Origin of the sequence: Arthrobacter sp. MYb229 (genome assembly GCF_002975405.1) — a bacterium.
Lineage (GTDB): Bacteria > Actinomycetota > Actinomycetes > Actinomycetales > Micrococcaceae > Glutamicibacter.
Map to the genome: position 1 here is coordinate 865,018 of NZ_PCPS01000001.1, position 20,737 is coordinate 885,754.

The window sequence follows — 20,737 nt, forward strand, 5'->3', positions numbered from 1 at the left end:
ACTTCCAGCTGTCGCTTCACTTCTTCTATATAGCCTTCTGGTAGGTCAAGGCGCGTGAAGGCAGCATGGATTGAGTCCTCTACTCTGCAGACCGGTAGGTAGGATAGATCGCAGTTGCCGCGTTTCCGCTCGTTACAGAAGTAATAGGCGTAACGATCTCCCCGGCCTTTGGCCAGTGTGTAGGTCAGGACAGACTCGCGTCCTTGTGCATGGCATCGAGCGCAGTACAGCATGCCGCGGAGGTAATGGGAATGCACTCTGTCCTTCTGAGTACTTCCGCTGCGATTGTTCATAACCTCTTGCACACGATCGAACAACTCGATGCTGACGATCGGTTCGTGCCGTCCTGGAATATGTTGACCTTCGTAGAGCACGAAGCCCGCGTAGTACTGCTCACGGAGCATCTTGTGCAGGGTTGAGATCTTGAGCGGCGTGGATGGAAACTTGGCGGTACGGCGGGTTGTGAGTCCGAACATGGTCATTTCATCGAGCAATGCCGTGACTGAGTATTGCCCCGTCGCGTAAAGCTCAAAAGCCTTTCTGACGAGCGGAGCCCGCTCAGAATCCAACGCAATGGAGTTGACCAGGTAACCGTCCACGTCCTTACGGACATTGAGGTAGCCAAGCTTGGCCTTGCCGATCGTGCCGCCGTTCTTGGCCTTGTTACGCATCTTGAGCTTGATGTCTTCACCGGAGAGCTGGTTCTGGACTTGGTTCATAATGTCCGTAAAGGCTTCCATCGCGTCGGCGTAGACGCCTTCGCCGAAGTCTTCGCGAACAGAGATGAGCTTTATTCCCATATCTTCGAGTGATCGGCGGGTAATGGCCGCATCGGTGAAGTTACGGAAGGCACGGGAACGGGCATAGATAATGACGTAGTCAATGCCGGGGTTCTCTTTGAGGTACGTGAGCATACTGCGGAAGGCTTTGCGTTTGGTAATCGTCTGGGCGCTGACACCCGGCTCGACGAACTCTTCGACAACTTCTGCGTTGAGGTCGGAAGCCTTTTGCAGGCCGTACTCGCGCTGGGTGGCAATGGAGTTTCCGTCCTTGTCGATATCCGTGGCGGTCTTCGTCTGCGCGGCTGAGGAGACGCGCAGGTACAGGACGGCTTTCTTTGGGGCGGCGGTATCTGGGGTTTGGGATTTTCGTGTCATGACGTTGGCTCCTTTAGGCGTGGATTGGCTGAGCTGAGAATGCTTGGGCTGCTGCTCGCGGCATCCAGCGCGAGCCTGACGTACGGCAACGCTGGGCGCGTTCGGTGATCCCGGTCTGCTCAAGACGGATAGCCATGGCGGTTGGTGAAACACCGAAGAGCTGCGCGAGTTCGCTTGGTTTTTGGATGCCGCTGAAGAACGCTCGCTTGAGCAGCGCTTTCGGCATGAGCAGGCACGCGGCGAAGTAGTCGGCAACGGATTCAGCATGCTTGCTTGACTGCGGTGCTGACTTGGACCCGTAGAGCTGCTGGGCGCGGCCGTGGTCGATGATGTGCTTGTATTCGTGAGCGAGACTGAAGCGCTGGCGCGCCTTGTTCTCGTAGCGGTTAAGCTGGATGACCCACTCGGTGCCGTTCCAAAACGTTGCTCCGGAAACCGGCTGCTCGCAGTATTCGATACGGATCTTTGGCAACTGATCGATGATCATCTCGACCGGCACTGGCCATGTCGTGATGCCGTGCAGTGTTAGAAGCTTTGCAGCTTGGTGCTCGGCGATTCGTTTGGCCTCGTCGAAGTTCTCGATGTCCCGATCTGGGATAAGCGTGCGCAGGGTGGCCAGCACGCTGCGGTTGGTGTTTGGGGTGTGTGAAATATTGAACATGCTGGATGCCCTCCTTTGTGGGTAGTGATAAAAAGTGATGGGTGAACGGTTACTCGTCGTCGCCAGGTGCAGGACCGTCGAAACCGGTGATGCCGTGTTTGGCTGCAATGGTTTCAAAGTGCGCTTCGATCTCACGGATAGCTTCGGGTGGCAGATCTTTGTACTTCGTGCGCAGGTACGGTGTCATGGCTGGGAAGTCTTGACCGTCAATGATCTTTGATTCGGTCAGTAGCTCGGTCAGGGGGATGCCCAATGCTTGAGCCAAGACGTGGACGGTTTCGATCTTTGCCTGAGTAATCTCACCAAGCTCGGTGCGCGTAATCGTGGCGGTATTTAGTCCAGTGCGCCGGGCAAGCTCGCTGGCGGAGATGCCAAGGCGTTGACGGTACTTGGTGACTGCTTTTCCGAGTTTTGTGGGATTGATATCTGACATGGTATTTCGTCCTTTTCTGTGCCGTATTATGAACGGTTCGTTGCGACCGTGCAATGGGTTAAGACAAAACCACAACAGAATATTTGGCAAGGCAGGAAGTCCTACCTGACAAGTAGAAACGAGTATTCATCTGGTTCGAATACTGTCCTCTAAGGTCTATTCCCGGTGGCTCAGATATGGGAGTTGAAGACGAGTACTTGCCCATCGAAATCCATGTACCAGATGTCGCCGTATTCCAAGTCGCGTACCAGGGCGTCGCGGTCGATTTTCACGTATGAGCGGAACGATTCAGGCACAGACTCATCGAGTGACGCCTCAAGATCGAGATCGTCCATCATTTGGTCAGCGTAGGCCTCGATACTGTCATAGGTACCAAGATAGGCATCTTCGAACTTGTGCCAGTCTTCGGGATCGAGTCCGGTGTGATCGATCCAGCAAGCGAAGGCTTCGCCGTGTTCCTTGATACCTTCAGCAATGGCTGCGATTCGTTCGATGTCTTCGTATTCTCCGAGCCGTAGGGTGCCGAATCCTTCGTAGTCATGAATGGCGTATTCTTCCGGTGTTTCACTTTTGGACGTGGCGAGCATGGCTTGGATTTCTTCGCGAATGGTGTCGATATCCTGAGTGGCATCGATCCATTCCCCGGTGAGATAGCCGTTGACGTAGTCAGCGAGCGATGCGACATAGATCGAGGGCGGTGTCTGCTCGATGCTTCGTTCATGGTCTTCGGGGCTGTTCCAAGTATTTGGCGTTTGTTCTGGATTCATGAGGTGGTTCCTCCTTTCGGTTTGGTGGTAGTGATCCTGTGGCGGCAACGAGAAGCGAGATGCTTCGGTTGCCGCCACAGGGACCCAGAGAATGGTGCGGCTAGCGTGCTCTGCCCTGCGGGCGTGGCTTATCGCTGGTGCCGAAGAGCTGCGCGAGCACGTCACGGCGTGCGGCTGCTTCACGTTCGATTTCCGCCATGGCTGATTCGGCTTGGGAGACTAAGTCGCTGCTGGCCTTTGCCTGCACCACGTGAGCGGCGAGGGCTTGGCGGATTTCTTCGGTGATGGTGCTGCCCTTCAGCTGTGCGATCAGCGTGAGCTGCATGTGGACGTCGTTCTCTAGGCGTATGGCAAGCGTCTTGACGCTGCCGGTGTTTTCGGTGGCCATGATCTGGCTCCTTACCGGTTCGGCTGCGGACGATGTATCGGCGGATTTGCAGATACTGATGCTCGTTCTCGCAGCCCACCGGCAATGAGCCTTGGTGGCCGCTTTCTGTGCGGTTAGGTTTTTCGTTCTCTCGCGATTCGTGCCAAGGATTCAAGCGCGAACTGTGCGTTCAGCTCGATGCCTTCCCATCTACGGCCGATACCCTCGGCGACGACAGCGGTCGTGCCGGATCCCATGAATGGGTCGAGGACGACTCCTGGCTCTGTACCTGCATCGGTATGTGCGCAGGTTGGTGCGGCGGGTTCCCTGGTGGCGGTTCCGTCTTTGTGACGGATTAGCTGGCGGATATATGGTGCGCGGCATGCGCGGCAACGCTGTGCAGGGGTGGAAGCGGTGATGCAGCGAGTGGCCAGATCTTTCGGGAAGGTCGCGTGGTGCGTTCCCTGCGACGTACTGGAGGCCATGAGCCAGGAGTCTGTTGGGTTCTTACCTAACGGATGCGCCGTAATTCCGCGCTGTTTCATGGCTGCCAGTCCGGTGGTGGTGTCGGCGTTGGGGCCTCGCCATGATTCCCTACCCTTTACAGACTTCCGGGGCGAGGCTCTGGGCTTTGCCGCCAGGATCTTGGGTGGAATACGGATGCTGTCCAGATCGAAGTAGTAGCCGCGTGACTGTTTCGCGAAGACGTAAATGACTTCGTGGGATGCCGTCAGTCGATCAGAGGCACTCGACGGCATGGGGTTGGTCTTGACCCACGCAATCTTATTACGCAGCACCCAGCCGCGCTTGAGCATGGCGCTAGCGATCCGTTCCGGGGCGAGCATGAGCGACTTGTACGGTGCGCCCTGATTCTGGTGCGCACTGTAGGTGTCGCCGAGGTTCAGCCACAAGGTGCCGGTGGGCACCAGGACGCGGTGCAGCTCGTCAGCGACAGCCAGAATGCCTTCTACCCAGTCCTGGATATGAGACTCCAATCCGATTTGATGCTTGTGGCCGTAGTTCCTCAGGGAGAAGTATGGCGGGCTGGTAACGCAGGAATCGACCGATCCGGCTTCAAGGGTTTTGAGGGTGGCCAGGGCGTCGCCGACGTGCAGCTTGCCGTGCTCCGTGAGATATACGGTCGGCTGACTGGAGTCAGGCGATGACCCAGGGCGCGGTGAGGGGTGAGTTGTTATGGTCATTCGTTGCTTGCCTCCTTTACGAGATACGCGGCTGCGTCTTTAGTGGTGATGATCGTGTGCAGATGGTGCGGGATCTGCGGGTGTTCTTCGAGCGCCCGGGAGAGCGCTTCGATGCGTCGCTGCGTGGTGGCGGACTTGGGGGAGTCCATAACCCAGACGATGCGCGGAAAGCCTCCGTATTGGCGTTGATCCTCTCCGCTGGCGCGGTACTGCTCGTAGGCCATCGCCTTATTGATCAGGGTTGGCAGTGATTCGTGGCCGAGGTCAATCTCGATGAAGAACGCGCTGATTGTTTCCGCTCCGGGCCGTGCGGCAAGTTCAACGGCAAGATCTGGTGCGAGTCGTCCGGTACCGCCGTGAGGTGCGGTGTAGCTGCGGCGCGGCTCCGGAGTGAGACTGACAATCTCCGCACCGCTGACTCTGCCGTGGTGGTGCAGTCCGGCGGCGAGGTTGGCGATCGCCAGGGTGTGATCCATGAACCGGGCTGAGGGTTCTTCGAAGCGCTTCCGGGTGGCTGATCCAGTGGCGTTTCGGTGCAGTCGTTCCCCGGCGGTATCCAGGTAATAGACCATCCCTTCGGAGCCTGCGCGGATGCCGCCGATGCGCCGCTCCACGACCCCGAGGACGCGTAGCGACCTCAGTCTGGATAGGACTCGCCGGGCAGTTCGAGCTGCGGATGCGTCGCTGGCGTGGTCATGGAAGAACATCAGGGTCAGCTGCCGAGCGGTCACGAACCGGTAGACCCCAGCGGCACCGAGGATGCTCCAGTCTCTTACTGAGAGTGACGCGGCAATCTTCTCCAGGTGTTTGGCGGAGATCCGTGGGGAGCTGTGAACCCCTTTTGCCTGTTCGCCTCTTCGTGGCGTGGAGAAGGAACCGATACCAGTAGGTTCTTTACCCGCCACTACCTCACCTGTTTGTGCTGTGGCCTGTGGGGTTACCGGGGTCGCAGGTGAGCCGGTCGGTAGATCGACTGGTAGACCTGATTCCTGGTTCTGGTGAGCTGTGTGGCTGGTGTCGTGGGTGGTCATGGCGTTCTCCTTTGTCGTTTTCCGGCACGTTCCGGTGATTCGGCGTGTGGTGGTGTGATGGGGGTGACGAGGCTGCGCAGCTGTGCTTCAACGGCGGCGCGAGATTGCCCGTATGCTTTCCTCGATGCGGCGATGATCTTCGCCGGGTCGCTGGTGCGCTGCGGGGTGTCCACGGTGCGACCAGATGACCAGTCGGTGACCGCGCCATCGCGGACAAGCTGGGCGTAGATATGCCTACTGGGAAGTGCGGTGAAATCTTCTGGTGCCAACCCGGGCGAGAGTCGCGACGCGTAGGTGGCATCGTGGCCGGCGAGTTGGAAGAAGATTTTGTTGCGGCAGTTCGCTTCGAATCCGCGCAGTAGTTTCGACGAGAGCTGATCGGTGTATTGGTGGCTCAGGTGAAATGCTGCGCCGAGTGATCGGCTCATGGCCAGCGCGTCGGCGATATCTACCGGGAAGCGTTCGAGGAACATCTGCGCTTCGTCCAGGTAGATCATCACGGTGCGGCGCAGTCGTTCCGGGACACGGACGCGCTCCTTGAGTGCTTCCCAGAGTTCACTGATTACCAATGATCCGAGCAGTGACGCTGCTTCGGTGCCGAGCGTGCCAGAGTGCAGGGGTACGAGCAGGATCTTGTTTCCGTTGACGGCGTCGCGCAGGTTGAAGCGTGGTGAGGGTTGCGCCAGGATGCTGCGCAGCGGTTCGTGCAGAAAGAGTCGGAGCTTATTCTGGAGCGGTGCGATCGCCTGGGCACGGGCATCCGGTGACAGACTTTCGTACCATTGCCAGAATGGTGCGGCGTGCAGTGGGTCGGCGGCGATCCGGGGTGCCGTGAGTTTGTGCCGGAATCCTGGATTGGTCAGCAGGAGCGGCAGCATGGCGAGCGTGGGGTTCTCGGCGTGAGCAACCGCGTCCAACGCAAGCCGGAGGATGTCAGCCGATCGGGGTCCGAGCACGTCCTTTCCGTAAACAGCGGCGAAGAAGCTGAAGAGCTGATCTGCCACTAGTGCGGGTGAACGTCCGGCAAGATCCAGGGGGTTGAACCCGGTGGGTGTGTCATCGAGCGGATCGAGGAGTACCACGTCGTCTTTGCGATGATCTGGAACCTGTGTCAGCACGTCGGCCACGAGATCTTTGGGTTCGATCACGATGACTGGCCGGCCGGCTTCCATATCCTGCCGAATAAGGTTCAGTAGCAATGAGCTCTTGCCTGTGCCAGTGGGACCCATGACCCAGGTGTGTCGCCGTGAATCCATCTCAGAGATACCGATCCGCTGCGCTTCGCATCCTGGTGCTGTTGATGTAGCCAGAATGCGGTCGCCGGTTTTAGCGACGAACGAGGGGCGGATCAGGGCCGGATGCAGTGCGGGCAGTCCCGGGTACGGTTGGTTCGGATCACCAAATGGCCAAGCGGTCATGAGGGTGACCTCATTGATGCTGAGCTTGGTCGATCCAGGAAAGAGCGGCCACGTGCTCGCGGGGTTATTGATGACGCCACTGCGTTCTGGTGCAAGGCGCAGTTCCAGGCCAGGGCTGAGTGCGGCACGTAGCGCGCTCAGAATGCTGGTGGTCATCCGCTTGCGCCGGTCGGGTGTCGAAGCGGTGACACCGATGCGAATAATGGCACCGAATCCGAACGCTTCGGCCTTGACCTGAACATGCTTCAGGGCGGTTTGTGGTGCGGTTCGCTTGGCCAGTTGCTGATTTGCTGGTTTCGGCACGTAGCGGTGCCCGAGCACGATCTGGATCACGGCGGTTTCCTTTCCGCGAAGTCCGGTTAGGCTGGCGAGAACACCGCGGACGGATGCTTCATTGCCAGAAATATCCAGTGACTGCTGCGGTGTTGAGTAGATGACTTTGCGCGCGGTGGACACGGACTTCCGGCGGTCGTCTTCGGTGGCGGTGATGACGGTGCCTGGAACGAGTTGTTCGATGGTGCGGCGAAGCGCTGGTTCGAACTGGCGATTGGTAGCCGCTAGGTATTCGATTCCCTGCGAGGTGGCGCGGGTTTCGAGAATAATCTGCGGCGCGTGGGTCAAGGATGCGAGGTGTTGGAGTGCCCCGATGGCCTGCTCATATGGCAGTGGGCGTGCCCAGAAGATCGTGAACCACACAAGTTCGGTGCGCTGGCGGTACTTAGGGGAGCGGCTCATGATTGGTCTCCTTCCCTGCTTCGCTTTTGATTACGGTCTGGACGGATGCGGCGAGACGTGTCCGGGTGCTGCTCGGTGAGCTGCTGAGCTTCGGCTTCTCGCTGCGCATCTGCCAGTGCCAGACGGATGGCGGCACGAGCGAGGGTGCGAATGTCGGGTGTTTCGCGGAGAACTCCGTGAGCGACGATGCGCCGGTTCTTATGGGAGCCGTGGGTGGAATTGTTTTTGGGCATGACGAAGATGAACCTCCTTTCCAGTAGGTGTTGCGGTGATGGGTATTGTGCCTGGTCATTGCGTGGATGCAACGGCCTTGCTGCGCATTACTATGAGCCAAACGTTGCGTGGATGCAACGGGAAAATGCGGCTTTGGCAGAAACTACAACACCGACTGGAAGTTGATGAAAACGGTTGAGGGGAGACGGATTGGCGCACCTGGAATGGTGGTTCGAAGGTGCGCCAATCACGCGCGGCATCGGTTAGCTAGAAACGCGAGTTACGCCACCAACGCACCGCGACGACGAGCCCAGCCACCAGGCCAAGGACACTGAGGATCACGACGAGCGTTGGCCAGACGGATTCGATCAAGGATGCCGCCCATGCGAGGCCGACAAGCGCCAAGATGATTGAGAAGCAGGCGCTCAGCATGCCATCGAACCAGGAGCGAGGATCATTGCCGTTGCTAGTCATTGTGGCGCTCCACTTCGGCCAGGAGTGCGCGGTGCAGTCCAATGTTGACGAAGTCCAGTCCGAAGTGCAGCTGGTCTTTGACGTACCGCTTGGCGACGGCATAGAACAATGCTTGGCCGACTGCGTCAGACAGGAGCAGATGCCACGCGATGGAACCTCGACGGATGCCCCAGTTCTCTGCCCTGTCCATGAACTCGCAGGCAAGCACGTATTCATCGAGGGTATTGAAACTCAGCCCGTTGGTGACGTGGAGGACATCGTGAGCGAAGCGGAGCGCATGGTTAGCCTCTGGGGTGCCAAAGACGGTCGCCGATGAATTGTCATCCGACACTGGCAGTGATTGGCCGGTAGTCTTTGACGCGGCGAAGCACCGTTTCAGATCCGAGTATGTACTGGGCGCGTCGGGAACGGCTTTCCAATCGAATCCGTGGCAGGTCGCCAGCTCATTGGCAAGGTCGAACACGAAGCCGCGTAGGTCTGCTTGTGCTGCCCGGATCGCCGGGTGTCCAACGGTGAGCAGCTGCCCGCTGGGTGGGGTGGCTGCGCGTGATGGGGCGGAGTTCTGGGTGTTTTTCGGCATGACAAATAACCCCTTTCGAGGGTAACTTTTGCTTGGGTGGCTGAGTGCCAGCGACGCAGCGGAACGTAGGAGAAGGCGTGCTGGCACTCAGAGGGGAGCCCGGTGGGATGCAACCACTCGGGTGTTAGCTCGACGGGATGGTGCCCGTTTCGATCAGCCAGTCCTGCAAGATCGAGGTGCGTGCCTCGCAGAAGGTGGTGGCCGCATCGTCGATTCGGAACGCGGTGGCCGGATCATACGACTCGATTCGCCAGGCCTCGCGGCGGAGTTCTTCCACTACCTTCTGAAAACGCTCGGCGACCAGGTTGATCGCTGCGCTTGCCACGGGCGGCGGCGGAACACAACGGGTGGGAGAGGAATCCGAGTCACCCATTGCGGTACTGCCTGATCTCCCAGGCGGCATATTCTGCGTAGCAGTCCGCGAGGTGGTTCAGCCTGGCGGTCGCGCCCGGGTCACCATCTGCAAGGAATTGAGCTTCCCTGCTGATCATGCCGGTCATCTGCATTGCTGCTGCGGTCACCATGCCAGCGGAGTGAACGCGGGACGCGACCACTGAGCCGCGTGCGATCTCGGCATTCTGCGCCCTGGTCATGGATCTCATCTCTGGCTTGGTGAACCGACTGAGAATACCAGTGGCTGGCGGCTCAGCGTTGGCACCTGATCGGGGGATGATATTGCTCATTAGGAGAGCACTCCTTTGCACGTATGACTGAAAGGTATGGAACCTTTCGATCACGCCTATGTGGCGATGGAATAACTCTAAAATGAGCCCTGACCTCAATAAAAGCATAAGCGTGATAACTCTGCTACTGTCATCCCATGAGTGATGCGCGGTATCCAGAAAACCATATGGAGTTTGCGCCTGAAGCGCCGGATGAATGGGAAGAGTTTGCGAATCGGCGCGAGGCCCTTCTGCTGAACTATGGATACAACACGGCACGTGCTTACTGGGCTGATCTCCAGGACTGGGCTGAATGGGCGTATCGCCGGGGGAAGAATGTTCTGGCGCTTACCGAACAAGATAAGAAGGAATATGTTGCTCTCCACCGCAGGAGGAAATACAGCGAGAGCACGATTCGGCGGCGTTTGGTTGTCATGCGCTTGCTTGAACAGACGGAGCTGTGACCCGTACTTGGTAGCTCCTAGATGCTTACCGTCATTGATCCCGCAAATTCGTATCGCGCATAACGTAGGTATGGGTTCAACCCGGTTGTATACATAGTCTTGACTGAATACTTCTTATGCTTCGTAATCCACGGCAGAATGTGGGCAAGATCTAAACATACCGCTTCCGACAAGGATAATCGAAACGGATTCACGATCGTCGAGCTGCTGATCGTGATCGTGGTTATCGGTATTTTGGCGGCGATTACGATTGTTGCTTACAACGGCATCCAAAACAGAGCCTACGACACTACCATTCAAAGCGATCTGTCGTCGATGGCGAAATCACTCGAACTCTACAAGGCTGACACAGGTGTATATCCACAAAACGCAACCGAGCTGATCGCAATGAAAACCGCAGGCAACTACCTTCTTCGCGCAACTCGCAGCGCCTATGATCCGGTTAATAGCTTCATCTACTGCCAGAAGAGTGGCGGTGGCGCTTATGCGATCGTTGCGAAGAGTAAGTCCGGCAGAAGCTATATTTCAACCCACTCAAACTCGGCACCGACCGAATTTGCGGGATATTCAGCTACGCAGGTGCAGGTGTGCCCGAATGCCGGCATGGAAAGCACTGGTTACTGGGGGTATGCGAACGGGACGTGGCAGGACGGATGGGTGTCATGAGTGGTCGCCATCCTAGTTCAGCGATTTCAGCAGGCAGCAAGAGGTCAAAGACAAGCTATACGCAGTGCGATTCAACTTTGTCGATTTGCTCTTCCCTGATCTTCTCCCAGCTAATCATTTGTTGATCGTATTGCTCTACTTCATCCCAAGGCACATTGAGTCGCGTACCAGGAATGGATTCTTGACGGCCATCGTCAAAGTTCACGAGCGCGCGAACTTTTGTCTTTGTTGATTCGATGTTCGCAATAAACACTCTTTCGGAGGGGCTGGAATCACGTCGTCGGTAGGCCCAATGTTCGCCGGGCTTTGCAGGTACGGAAGATGCGGTCATAAGGTGAATATACGACGTACTTCCGTTATAGCGTAGAACTGGCGGACGAGTCTTCTATAAAAACCCTAGTCATGTCATAATAATCAACAACATGTAACGTTCAAGTAAGTCCCCGTTTGATTCCGGTACAGATGACTTGCTTGAGATACCAGGCCAGACCGGTTGCCCAGCCTCATTCTGAGGGAGCGCTACGGTAACGTTACTAGTGATCCAAAAGTAAATAGTGCATTTTCGCACGGGAGAAAGTTGATGGCCAGTAGCGTGAAGGAACAACAGCGAGCAGAACTGCACAAAACAATCTGGCAAGTAGCCAATGATCTTCGCGGTTCGGTGGACGGCTGGGACTTCAAGTCGTACGTCTTGGGCATACTTTTCTACCGCTTCATCTCCGAAAACCTCACCAGCTACATCAATACCGGCGAGCATGAGTCTGGTGATGCTGAGTTTGATTTCGCGCAGCTTTCTGACGATGAAGCTGAATTTGCCCGAGAGGAAATTGTCAACGAAAAAGGCTTCTTCATCCGACCTTCGGAACTGTTTGAAAACGTGCGCAAGCGTGCACAACAGGACGAGAACCTGAATGAAACGCTAGAAAGCATCTTCCGTGATATTGAGGGATCAGCAACCGGGACCGATAGCGAAGACGACCTCAAAGGCCTCTTTGACGACCTGAATGTAAACAGCTCCAAGCTCGGCAATACTGTGTCGAAGCGTAATGCCAAGATGGTCAAGCTGCTCGACGCGATCGGTGACCTCCCATTGGGCGGCAAGTTCTCAGACAACTCCATTGACCTATTTGGTGACGCCTACGAGTACCTGATGCAGATGTACGCATCTAGTGCCGGTAAATCCGGCGGCGAGTACTACACCCCGCAGGAAGTCTCTGAGCTGCTAGCAAAGATCACCACGGTCGGTAAGACCCGCGTGAATAAGGTGTACGACCCCGCCGCTGGTTCGGGCTCACTCCTGCTCAAGTTTGCCAAGGTACTTGGCAAAGAGAACGTGGGCGGGTTCTATGGTCAGGAAATCAACCTCACCACCTACAACCTGGCTCGTATCAACATGTTCCTGCACGATGTGAACTACGAGAACTTTGACCTGGCGCTGGGTGACACGCTGCTGGAGCCGCATCACTGGGACGATGAGCCGTTTGAAGCGATTGTCTCTAACCCGCCCTATTCGATCAAGTGGGAGGGCGACGCGAACCCAATCCTGATCAACGATCCACGTTATGCGCCGGCTGGTGTGCTGGCGCCTAAGTCGAAGGCAGACCTTGCTTTCACGATGCATATGCTGCACTGGTTGGCGACCAACGGTACGGCAGCGATTGTTGAGTTCCCTGGCGTACTATACCGAGGGGGCGCTGAACAAAAGATCCGTAAGTACCTGATCGACAATAACTATGTTGATACGGTGATTCAGCTTCCTTCTGATCTGTTCTTTGGTACCACGATTGGCACCTGCATCATCGTGCTGAAGAAGTCGAAGAAGACCAATGACGTGCTATTTATTGACGGTTCGGCTGAGTTCGTGCGCGGAGGCAACAAGAACAAACTGAGCGAAGTCAACCAGCAGGCTCTGCTTGATGCGTTCACGAATCGTGAATCTTCGGAGTACTTCTCAAGACTCGTTGACAACAGTGAAATCGCCGCGAATGACTACAACATTGCCGTGTCATCGTACGTTGAGGCTGAAGACACTCGCGAAGTCATCGACATTACTGAGCTGAATACCAGAATCGAGCAGATCGTTGCCAGGCAGGCAGAGCTGCGCACATCGATTGATGCGATTGTGTCAGATCTGGAGGGCGTGAAGTGAGCCGTATCGATGAATTGATAGCGGAGCACTGTCCGGCGGGCGTTGAGCATAAAACCTTGGGCGACGTAGGTCAGTTTATTCGGGGTAATGGGCTGCAGAAGAAAGACCTGTTCCACGAAGGCTTTCCGGCCATCCATTATGGCCAGCTCCATACACTTTATGGCGTCTCGGCGAGTGAGACTTTATCTTTTACCACTCCTGAACTCGCCTCGAAACTACGTCATGCGCGCCATGGCGATTTGTTGATTGCAACTACCAGCGAAGACGATGAAGCCGTGGCCAAAGCTACTGCATGGCTGGGTGGTACTGAAGTGGTCTTGAGTGGAGACGCATTTATCTATCGCCATGAGCTGGAACCTCGTTATGTTTCCTACTATTTCCAGAGCCGTCAGTTTCAAGATCAGAAGCAGCGCCACGTCTCCGGAACAAAGGTACGACGAATTTCTGGCTCATCGTTGGCCAAGCTAATTATCCCCGTTCCGCCGCTTGAAATTCAGCGTCATATCGCAGATATTCTTGATACTTTTAGTAAAATGGAAGCGGAGCTGGAAGCGGAGCTGGAAGCTCGGAAACAGCAGTATGAGCATTATCGATCGGTCTTGGTATCGAACTCACAAACCGGTGACCAGCTCTCTCTCGGAGAGATCGAAAACAGAGGAATAATCAAACTAGGTCGCGGAAAAGTAATTTCTAAAATGGCGTTGGATGCAACTCCAGGAAATTATCCAGTTTACTCTTCGTCGGGGACAGGCACCGGGGAGTTTGGCCGCTACGGCGACTATATGTTTGATGACGAGAGAATCACTTGGTCTGTCGATGGAGGGGGGAGATTCTTCTATCGTCACCCACATAAGTTCTCTGTGACGAACGTTAGCGGTTGGATGACAGTCGACACTTCAGTTCTTAATGTTAAATATCTTTACTATGTTCTTACAACCCAATGGGAGAAACAGGAATTTAACTACACTCGAAAAGCCCACCCTTCTGTGATTCGAGACGTTTATTCGATTTCATTGCCACCACTCGGCGATCAAGAGGAAGTTGTGCAAGCACTTGATAATTTCGATGCTCTTGTGAACGACAATTCGACAGGTCTTCCAGCCGAGCTTGCGGTGCGTAGTCAGCAATACGAGTACTACCGTGACAAGCTCCTCACATTCAAGGAGCTGGAGCCGGTCTCATGAGTACAACTCCGGTGAATGTGCAGATACCTTCGGATACTGAAGCGCCGATCATTGCCGACTTTGTCGAGCATGCACTGCGAGTAGCGTATTTTGATCGCCAGCATTGGGCGTCCCTGCCCGCGAGCGACTGGGACGCACCTGGGGTGTATGTCTTGATGACAGCCGATGGTTCCAATCGTGTCTATGTTGGTCAAGCGCGGAAGTTGCGCGGCCGCTTGCAGCAGCACAACAACAAGGAAAAGCTTCCCTGGCATCGAGCGTTGGCGGTGAAGCGCGATACCACCGCGGGGTTCAACACGGCCGAGATCGGATATCTGGAAGGCCGTATCGCCGCTGAGCTGAATGCGTTGACTCAGATCACGGTAGTGGAGGGGCAGACGAGTGGGGACGAGACGCTGCCGAAGCACATGATGATCTCCCTGGATGCTTTCGTGAAAAGCATCCTCGGTGCGCTTCGCTTGGCTGGGTTGGATATTAGCCGGAGTAATCCTCAAACGCTGACCGAAGACGAGCAACCTTCAACTGCGCTAGTGCCATCTAACAAGCCGAATAAAACTGTGACGGTTGCTGACCTGGTTTCCAGCGGTCTACTCCAAGCAGGTCATGCGTTGTACCTGAGCCAGGCTGGAAGAGAAGCAGAAGGCAGTGTGACGGCGGATGGTGAGATCATCGTGCGCGGGGTTTCCTATAAATCCCCGAGTGCGGCAGCAAAGATTGTGCTTGACGGCCAGGCATCTAACGGTTGGATGACGTGGAAGGTCGGTAGCCCCTCCGGCTCACCACTGGATACATTGCGGCAACAATGGCTGGCCCAACAAGCAGCTGAGGCGGAAAAATGATCGAAGCACAGGCACGCAAATACGACACTATCGCAGTAAGCAATGAGAGCACCGTCGTTGCTGAGTTTCTCTCTGATTCCACCAAAGAGACTGCGTATCAGTCCGAAGCCCAGCTGGAGCGGGAATTTATTGGCTTGCTGGAAGGCCAAGCGTACGAGTATGTGCTATTGACGAGTGAAGAGCATCTCGTCAAGAATCTTCGTACCCAGCTCGAGGCATTGAACCGTTTCACTTTTTCGGATACTGAATGGCAACGCTTTTTCAAGGAGCGGGTCGCCAGCACCGGGGATGGCATCGTCGAGAAGACGGTGCGCATCCAAGAAGACCACGTCCAGTTGCTGACTCGGGATGACGGCTCGACGAAGAACATCACCTTGCTGGATAAGCAGAATATCCATAACAACCGTTTGCAGGTGATCAACCAGTATGCGGTGGATCGCGGCGAGGGTGGGGCAAGTTTCTCGAACCGGTATGACGTGACCGTTCTAGTCAATGGGTTGCCGATGGTGCATATCGAGTTGAAGCGCCGCGGCGTGCCGATTCGTGAAGCCTTCAACCAGATTGACCGGTACCAGCGTGATAGTTTCTGGGCTGGCTCTGGCCTGTTCGAGTACGTGCAGCTGTTCGTGATCAGCAATGGGACGCAGACGAAGTATTATTCGAACACCACTCGCCGTCAGCATGTGGCTGATGCGACGGGTATGAAGAAGAAATCGAAGACGTCCAATAGCTTCGAGTTCACCTCGTGGTGGGCTGATGCGCAGAACAAGCCGATTCTTGATTTGACGGCGTTCGGCAAGACGTTTTTTGCCAAGCACTCCCTATTGAATATCCTCACCCGTTACTGTGTCCTGACTAGTGACCGGGTGCTGTTGGTGATGCGTCCGTACCAGATTGTGGCGACCGAAAAGATCTTGCAGAAGATCGATATCTCCACGAACTACAAGACGCTTGGTTCTCAGGAAGCGGGTGGCTACGTCTGGCACACGACCGGCTCTGGCAAGACATTGACCAGTTTCAAGGCTGCTCAGCTTGCTTCACGTCTGGAGAGCGTGGACAAGGTGCTGTTCGTTGTTGACCGTAAGGATCTGGACTACCAGACTATGAAGGAGTATGACCGGTTCGAAAAGGGCTCGGCGAACTCGAATAATTCGACTGCGGTGCTGAAACGGCAGCTGGAGGATCCTTCGAAGAGGATCATCATCACGACGATCCAGAAGCTCTCTACTTTTATCGCAAAGAACAAGGGTCATGAGATCTACTCAGGCCATATTGTGCTGATCTTCGATGAGTGCCACCGCTCCCAGTTTGGCGACATGCACACGGCCATTACGAAGGCGTTCAAGCGGTATAACTTGTTCGGGTTTACGGGTACCCCGATTTTTGCTGAGAACTCTGGCAGTGGCGGCAATCCGCAGTTGAAGACGACCGCGCAGGCGTTCGGGGAGAAGCTGCATACGTATACGATCAAGGACGCGATCACCGATCAGAACGTTCTTCCCTTCCGTATTGATTACGTGAATACGATGAAGGTCGGCTCGGTCATAGACAAGCAGGTGTCGTCCATCGACACTGAGAACGCCCTACTGTCACCTGTGCGTGTTTCTCAAGTGGCCTCGTACATCTTGGAGCATTTCGATCAGAAGACGAAGCGATCCGTTGGCTATGCTTTGGGGGAGAAGCGTGTTCGTGGGTTCAACTCGCTCTTTGCCACGGCATCGATAACGGCTGCCAGGACGTACTACAACGAGTTCAAGCGCCAACAAGCTGAGCTAACGCCTGATCGCCGGCTGAAGATCGCTACGATCTTCTCTTATGCCCCGAATCCCGACTCAGAGGACGGGGTGCTGGAAGAGGAAGGGTTTGAAACCGAGAACCTTTCCGGGGACGCTCGCTCGTTCCTGGAAACGGCGATTGCTGACTACAACCAGATGTTTGGCACGAGCTACGACACGAGTTCGGACAGTTTCCAGAACTACTACAAGGACTTGTCGCTACGGCTGAAGAACCGTGACTTGGACATGGCCATTGTGGTGAACATGTTCCTCACTGGCTTCGACGCAACCACGATGAATACGTTGTGGGTCGATAAGAACCTGCGTTCTCACGGGCTAATCCAGGCGTACTCACGCACGAACCGTATTTTGAACTCGGTGAAGACTTACGGGAACATCGTGAACTTCCGTGATCTGGAAGAAGCGACGAATGATGCGATTGCCCTCTTCGGCAATAAGGACGCAGCTGGCATCGTTCTGTTGCGGCCTTATGGCGAATACTACGATGAGTATGCAGAGAAGACCTCGGCCTTGCTGGAGAAGTTTGTTCCTGGTCAGCATATTGACAGTGAATCTGCACAGAACGAGTTCATCAAGATCTATGGTGAGATTCTTCGTTTGAAGAACATCTTGACCTCGTTTGATGAGTTTGCTGGAAATGAGATTCTCTCGGAGCGTCAGGCCCAGGATTACCAGTCGGTATATCTGGATCTTTGGAATGAGCGGAAGAAGCATGATTCCGGTGAGAAGGAACAGATTACCAGTGACCTGGTGTTCGAGATTGAACTGATCAAGCAGGTCGAAATTAACGTTGACTACATCCTGCTACTCGTGCAGAAATACCGCGAGGAGCGCGGCGACGGCGATGACAAGGAACTACGCGCTGGCATTTCCCGAGCGATTGATTCCAGCCCTTCCCTGCGCAACAAGAAGGATCTGATCGAGAACTTTGTGGACTCTGTGTCTGTGGATGGCTCGGTTCAGGACGAATGGCAGGAGTACGTGCAGAAGCAGCGTGAGAGTGAACTTGAGGAAATCATTGCTTCGGAGAACTTGAAGCGTGAGCAGACGCTAGGGTTCGTTGATTTAGCGTTCACTGACGGTGTACTGCGCACTACGGGCACAGAGGTCACGAAGATTCTGCCTCCCGTGTCTCGATTCTCGAAAGAGAAGAATCATGGAGATAAGAAGCGCCGCGTGATTGAACGGTTGACTGTATTTTTTGAGCGGTTCTTTGGCCTGAGCGCAGAAGGTAGGAATAGAAATTGACGAACCTAGAAAAGCAACTTGTTCAATGGTCAGACAACCAATCTCCGTGGAAGCAAGACCTGCTTCGGCGCCTGGCCCTCGGTGAAATTCTAGCTGACGCTGATTACCGTACCTATGCTAATGCTGCGGTCAGCATTGAAGTGGACAAGACTGCACCATGGCGATCGAAGCCAGAAGATATGGGGTTATTCGAAGTTTTTAATCCACTGACCGAAGCTCACCTTACAAACATTTCTAGTGAACATGATCCAGTGAAGGTAACTCGCCTGCTTCATGTCCATGGTGCGAATGACCTTGCACCCGGGACAAACCTAGAATTTTCGCCGGACGGCTTGACGATAATTGCCGGTAAAAATGGAAGCGGGAAATCTGGACTTGCGCGTATCCTCAAACAAGTGGCGGCCTCCCGCTCATCTGAGAAGATACTTCCCAATGTATTTCAACCGGAAGTTACCCCAAAAGCTGTCGTGGGCTATTCTCTGGGAGATGAATCGCAAGGCGAAGAACTAACATGGGAACACGACTCGGAGCCCATCGAAAGTCCGATGAAGCGCGTTCGTATTTTTGATTCTCATGCTGCGACTGCCCAACTGGCTGGCTCCAATGAGGTCGCATATGTTCCGCCAACATTACAAATTCTTGGCGAGTACACGGAGGCACTTCAAGAAATTGCAACGATTATCGAAAACGACCAAGTTCAGCAGAATTTGAGACGGGCGCAATGGCCCGACCTTGAGAGCGCTGCAGGACTCACGATTTTTGAAAATCTTGGTAAGCAGACTGCACTTGATGAACTTGAAAGAATTTCCGAATTAACTCCAGATGAACTTAAAGAGCTCGATGGCATTCCTGCAAAAATATCAGAGCTGACTACATCTAACCCAGCCACTCAGGCGGTCAAGGCTCGGAACATTGCCACCCAGTTCGCTGGCCTAGCCAAGAATATAGAGACAATCCAGAAAGCGCTTAGTGTTTCCGAAATTACCCTCGCTCAAAAACTCAAGACTGAAGTTCAAAACGCGAAGACGGGATTGGAGGATGCTCGGCGTGGTCTGAATCAGGATGGCATGATCACTGGTACGGGCAATGAATCTTGGCGAAGAATGTGGCTGGCAGCCAAAGAATTCAAAGAATCATCGGACCATGAACATGACTTTCCTCAGGGCATTTCGATGTGCCCTCTGTGCGTCCAGACACTAAATCCAGAAGCAAAGACGCGGTTTGAGCTATTTTCAGAGTTTATGGCAAATGAAGCCCAAAAGAAGCTAATTGCGGCTCAGAGGCTTTGGGATGAAAAGAAGAACAGCCTGTCTAGTCTGACGATTAAAGGATTAGCTCCGGCCGATACTATCGCGCTAGTGGGTACGTACGATGAAACGCTAGCAGAATCGATTGAACCGATATTGACTCGGGCAGAAAGTCTCAGAAGTGCGATAGATGAATCATCCCAGACTGATGCAGCCAGTGAGGTTCCTGATCCAGAAAATATATCGGAGTCTCTTGAAGCCCTCGCTAAGAAGATTCGTGAAGCCTCTCAGTCGGAAGAGGACAAAGCAACCAAGCTAGCCGAAATGCATAGCTCCGCAGAAGCAGTTGTCTTGCTTACTAAACGCCAACAGTCCCTATCTTTGCGGCAAAATATTGCAGCGAAGAAAACTGAGATAGGTGCCGAACACGACCGAGCAATTTTGATATCCCGTTTGTCACAAGCGAAGTCTGCATGTGGGACTAGTGGTGCTAGTCGCAAGAATTCAGAACTTTCAAAAGAATATGTGACTGCTGTTTGCGATCGGTTCGCCGAAGAATCAGAAGCCCTTGGATTACACCGGGTTCCTGTGGAACTCGTTTTTGATCGATCTTCTCGTGGCGTAAGCTTCATCAAGGTCAGCATCAAGGGCGTTGGTTCGACGGTAAATGGGGTACTCAGCGAAGGAGAGCAACGAGTAGCTGCAATTGCGGGTTTTTTTGCAGACCTCACTGAATCTGGCGATCAATCGACGCTGGTTTTTGATGACCCTGTGTCTAGCCTTGACCAGGAATTTAGAGTCAAGGTGGCTCAAAGACTTCTGCAAGAAGCTGAAAGTCGACAGGTTCTTGTTTTCACACATGACTTTACCTTTGTTCAATACCTTTACGAAGAGAAAGTCGCACGGGAACGGAAAGCCCGTGCTCAAGGTCTTGAGCATTCAGAGACTTTGACATACCTCCATATCGCAAGATCGCCGGAGGGGGCAGGAGTTCCCACCTCAGCAGAGGTTTGGCGTCACGTTAGCGTTAGGGAGCGTTTGGGCCGACTCAGGGAGCGCCAACAAGCAGCCGCAGCCCTTTTTAGAGGGAATGATCTGATCGCCTATGAAAAAGAAGCTCGTGACATTGTGGGGGCGCTTCGTGAGACATGGGAAGTTTTTGTCGAGCAAGAATTACTAAATAATGTTGTTACGCGACACGAACGGAGTGTTCAGACGCAGCGTCTTAACAAAATACTGGAGCTACAAACTTCAGACGTTGCTGCAGTCGAATATGGGATGACTATCGAATCCCGATATATGACAGGTCATGCTGCTCCAGCGTCGGACGCATCAGCACCGGTCGATCCTAGGTGGCTTCTTGGCGAAATTGACTCATTTGCGACGTTCCGTAAAGAGTTCCTTAAGCGAATTAGCAAGTGACATGATTCGCGCAATCGTCTTG

20 protein-coding genes and 1 pseudogene are annotated in these 20,737 nt (G+C 54.6%); 7 read left to right on the top strand and 14 right to left on the bottom strand.

All coding sequences use genetic code 11. The features are described 5' to 3' along the window. Positions 1-293 precede the first annotated feature (293 nt). From CQ019_RS18915 to CQ019_RS04135, 13 genes and pseudogenes are all read right to left on the bottom strand, one after another. Positions 294-1,157: pseudogene (locus tag CQ019_RS18915) on the bottom strand (recombinase family protein); the annotation flags it as partial. A 13-nt stretch (positions 1,158-1,170) separates the two neighbouring features. After that, the gene (locus CQ019_RS04080; RefSeq protein WP_105568971.1) at positions 1,171-1,818 is read right to left on the bottom strand and encodes an ImmA/IrrE family metallo-endopeptidase; all 648 of its coding nucleotides are present in this window, start codon (positions 1,816-1,818) and stop codon (positions 1,171-1,173) included. Positions 1,819-1,867: 49 nt separating this feature from the next. After that, positions 1,868-2,251 carry a helix-turn-helix domain-containing protein gene (locus tag CQ019_RS04085; protein WP_105568972.1) on the bottom strand — a complete coding sequence of 128 codons (384 nt, stop codon included), beginning with the start codon at positions 2,249-2,251 and terminating at the stop codon, positions 1,868-1,870. A gap of 170 nt (positions 2,252-2,421) precedes the next feature. Continuing rightward, the gene (locus CQ019_RS04090; RefSeq protein WP_105568973.1) at positions 2,422-3,018 is read right to left on the bottom strand and encodes an antirestriction protein ArdA; all 597 of its coding nucleotides are present in this window, start codon (positions 3,016-3,018) and stop codon (positions 2,422-2,424) included. Positions 3,019-3,118: 100 nt separating this feature from the next. Next, a complete protein-coding gene (locus tag CQ019_RS04095) occupies positions 3,119-3,406 on the bottom strand; it encodes a DNA-binding protein (protein WP_105568974.1) in 288 nt (95 codons plus the stop codon). 113 nt (positions 3,407-3,519) lie between these two features. After that, entirely contained in the window at positions 3,520-4,587 is a 1,068-nt protein-coding gene (locus CQ019_RS04100; protein WP_105568975.1) for a site-specific DNA-methyltransferase, read from the bottom strand. Next, positions 4,584-5,618: a replication-relaxation family protein gene (locus tag CQ019_RS04105; protein WP_105568976.1), complete on the bottom strand. Its 1,035-nt coding sequence runs from the start codon at positions 5,616-5,618 to the stop codon at positions 4,584-4,586. The genes CQ019_RS04100 and CQ019_RS04105 overlap by 4 nt, the downstream gene beginning before the upstream one ends. Beyond that, on the bottom strand, positions 5,615-7,771 hold the full coding sequence (locus CQ019_RS04110) for a type IV secretory system conjugative DNA transfer family protein (protein ID WP_105568977.1): 2,157 nt from the start codon (positions 7,769-7,771) through the stop codon (positions 5,615-5,617). Before CQ019_RS04110 ends, CQ019_RS04105 begins: the two co-directional genes overlap by 4 nt. Then, positions 7,768-8,004, bottom strand: coding sequence for a hypothetical protein (locus CQ019_RS18195; RefSeq protein ID WP_146113310.1), 237 nt, complete (start codon positions 8,002-8,004; stop codon positions 7,768-7,770). The genes CQ019_RS04110 and CQ019_RS18195 overlap by 4 nt, the downstream gene beginning before the upstream one ends. A gap of 247 nt (positions 8,005-8,251) precedes the next feature. Further along, positions 8,252-8,458 carry a hypothetical protein gene (locus tag CQ019_RS04120; RefSeq protein ID WP_105568979.1) on the bottom strand — a complete coding sequence of 69 codons (207 nt, stop codon included), beginning with the start codon at positions 8,456-8,458 and terminating at the stop codon, positions 8,252-8,254. Beyond that, positions 8,451-9,038, bottom strand: coding sequence for a hypothetical protein (locus tag CQ019_RS04125; protein ID WP_105568980.1), 588 nt, complete (start codon positions 9,036-9,038; stop codon positions 8,451-8,453). The genes CQ019_RS04120 and CQ019_RS04125 overlap by 8 nt, the downstream gene beginning before the upstream one ends. Before the next feature lie 124 nt (positions 9,039-9,162). Further along, positions 9,163-9,411, bottom strand: coding sequence for a hypothetical protein (locus tag CQ019_RS04130; RefSeq protein WP_105568981.1), 249 nt, complete (start codon positions 9,409-9,411; stop codon positions 9,163-9,165). Continuing rightward, positions 9,404-9,721, bottom strand: coding sequence for a hypothetical protein (locus CQ019_RS04135; RefSeq protein ID WP_105568982.1), 318 nt, complete (start codon positions 9,719-9,721; stop codon positions 9,404-9,406). Before CQ019_RS04135 ends, CQ019_RS04130 begins: the two co-directional genes overlap by 8 nt. A gap of 137 nt (positions 9,722-9,858) precedes the next feature. On the opposite strand from CQ019_RS04135, the gene CQ019_RS04140 reads away from it, so the two are divergent. Beyond that, complete coding sequence (locus CQ019_RS04140; RefSeq protein ID WP_105568983.1) at positions 9,859-10,164, top strand: site-specific integrase; 306 nt, start codon at positions 9,859-9,861, stop codon at positions 10,162-10,164. 99 nt (positions 10,165-10,263) lie between these two features. Next, on the top strand, positions 10,264-10,830 hold the full coding sequence (locus CQ019_RS04145) for a type IV pilin protein (RefSeq protein ID WP_146113312.1): 567 nt from the start codon (positions 10,264-10,266) through the stop codon (positions 10,828-10,830). Positions 10,831-10,885: 55 nt separating this feature from the next. Here the strand turns inward: CQ019_RS04145 and CQ019_RS18200 are convergent, their stop codons facing one another. Continuing rightward, the gene (locus tag CQ019_RS18200) at positions 10,886-11,161 is read right to left on the bottom strand and encodes a hypothetical protein (RefSeq protein WP_146113313.1); all 276 of its coding nucleotides are present in this window, start codon (positions 11,159-11,161) and stop codon (positions 10,886-10,888) included. 249 nt (positions 11,162-11,410) lie between these two features. On the opposite strand from CQ019_RS18200, the gene CQ019_RS04150 reads away from it, so the two are divergent. The 5 genes from CQ019_RS04150 to CQ019_RS04170 are packed head-to-tail and all read left to right on the top strand — an operon-like array spanning position 11,411 to position 20,715. Then, positions 11,411-12,979, top strand: a complete 1,569-nt coding sequence (locus CQ019_RS04150; RefSeq protein ID WP_105568985.1) for a type I restriction-modification system subunit M — start codon at positions 11,411-11,413, stop codon at positions 12,977-12,979. After that, positions 12,976-14,163 carry a restriction endonuclease subunit S gene (locus CQ019_RS04155; RefSeq protein ID WP_105568986.1) on the top strand — a complete coding sequence of 396 codons (1,188 nt, stop codon included), beginning with the start codon at positions 12,976-12,978 and terminating at the stop codon, positions 14,161-14,163. The genes CQ019_RS04150 and CQ019_RS04155 overlap by 4 nt, the downstream gene beginning before the upstream one ends. Beyond that, complete coding sequence (locus CQ019_RS04160) at positions 14,160-15,002, top strand: GIY-YIG nuclease family protein (protein WP_105568987.1); 843 nt, start codon at positions 14,160-14,162, stop codon at positions 15,000-15,002. The genes CQ019_RS04155 and CQ019_RS04160 overlap by 4 nt, the downstream gene beginning before the upstream one ends. Beyond that, on the top strand, positions 14,999-18,046 hold the full coding sequence (locus CQ019_RS04165; protein WP_105568988.1) for a type I restriction endonuclease subunit R: 3,048 nt from the start codon (positions 14,999-15,001) through the stop codon (positions 18,044-18,046). The genes CQ019_RS04160 and CQ019_RS04165 overlap by 4 nt, the downstream gene beginning before the upstream one ends. Next, positions 18,043-20,715 (top strand): AAA family ATPase, encoded by a 2,673-nt coding sequence (locus CQ019_RS04170; RefSeq protein WP_105568989.1) that lies wholly within the window; start codon positions 18,043-18,045, stop codon positions 20,713-20,715. The genes CQ019_RS04165 and CQ019_RS04170 overlap by 4 nt, the downstream gene beginning before the upstream one ends. Positions 20,716-20,737: the final 22 nt, after the last annotated feature.

Bases quoted from the DNA above. Each gene is read 5' to 3' on its own strand.
- CQ019_RS04080 (WP_105568971.1), bottom strand. From the start codon at position 1,818: ATGTTCAATATTTCACACACCCCAAACACCAACCGCAGCGTGCTGGCC.
- CQ019_RS04085 (WP_105568972.1), bottom strand. From the start codon at position 2,251: ATGTCAGATATCAATCCCACAAAACTCGGAAAAGCAGTCACCAAGTAC.
- CQ019_RS04090 (WP_105568973.1), bottom strand. From the start codon at position 3,018: ATGAATCCAGAACAAACGCCAAATACTTGGAACAGCCCCGAAGACCAT.
- CQ019_RS04095 (WP_105568974.1), bottom strand. From the start codon at position 3,406: ATGGCCACCGAAAACACCGGCAGCGTCAAGACGCTTGCCATACGCCTA.
- CQ019_RS04100 (WP_105568975.1), bottom strand. From the start codon at position 4,587: ATGACCATAACAACTCACCCCTCACCGCGCCCTGGGTCATCGCCTGAC.
- CQ019_RS04105 (WP_105568976.1), bottom strand. From the start codon at position 5,618: ATGACCACCCACGACACCAGCCACACAGCTCACCAGAACCAGGAATCA.
- CQ019_RS04110 (WP_105568977.1), bottom strand. From the start codon at position 7,771: ATGAGCCGCTCCCCTAAGTACCGCCAGCGCACCGAACTTGTGTGGTTC.
- CQ019_RS18195 (WP_146113310.1), bottom strand. From the start codon at position 8,004: ATGCCCAAAAACAATTCCACCCACGGCTCCCATAAGAACCGGCGCATC.
- CQ019_RS04120 (WP_105568979.1), bottom strand. From the start codon at position 8,458: ATGACTAGCAACGGCAATGATCCTCGCTCCTGGTTCGATGGCATGCTG.
- CQ019_RS04125 (WP_105568980.1), bottom strand. From the start codon at position 9,038: ATGCCGAAAAACACCCAGAACTCCGCCCCATCACGCGCAGCCACCCCA.
- CQ019_RS04130 (WP_105568981.1), bottom strand. From the start codon at position 9,411: ATGGGTGACTCGGATTCCTCTCCCACCCGTTGTGTTCCGCCGCCGCCC.
- CQ019_RS04135 (WP_105568982.1), bottom strand. From the start codon at position 9,721: ATGAGCAATATCATCCCCCGATCAGGTGCCAACGCTGAGCCGCCAGCC.
- CQ019_RS04140 (WP_105568983.1), top strand. From the start codon at position 9,859: ATGAGTGATGCGCGGTATCCAGAAAACCATATGGAGTTTGCGCCTGAA.
- CQ019_RS18200 (WP_146113313.1), bottom strand. From the start codon at position 11,161: ATGACCGCATCTTCCGTACCTGCAAAGCCCGGCGAACATTGGGCCTAC.
- CQ019_RS04150 (WP_105568985.1), top strand. From the start codon at position 11,411: ATGGCCAGTAGCGTGAAGGAACAACAGCGAGCAGAACTGCACAAAACA.
- CQ019_RS04160 (WP_105568987.1), top strand. From the start codon at position 14,160: ATGAGTACAACTCCGGTGAATGTGCAGATACCTTCGGATACTGAAGCG.
- CQ019_RS04165 (WP_105568988.1), top strand. From the start codon at position 14,999: ATGATCGAAGCACAGGCACGCAAATACGACACTATCGCAGTAAGCAAT.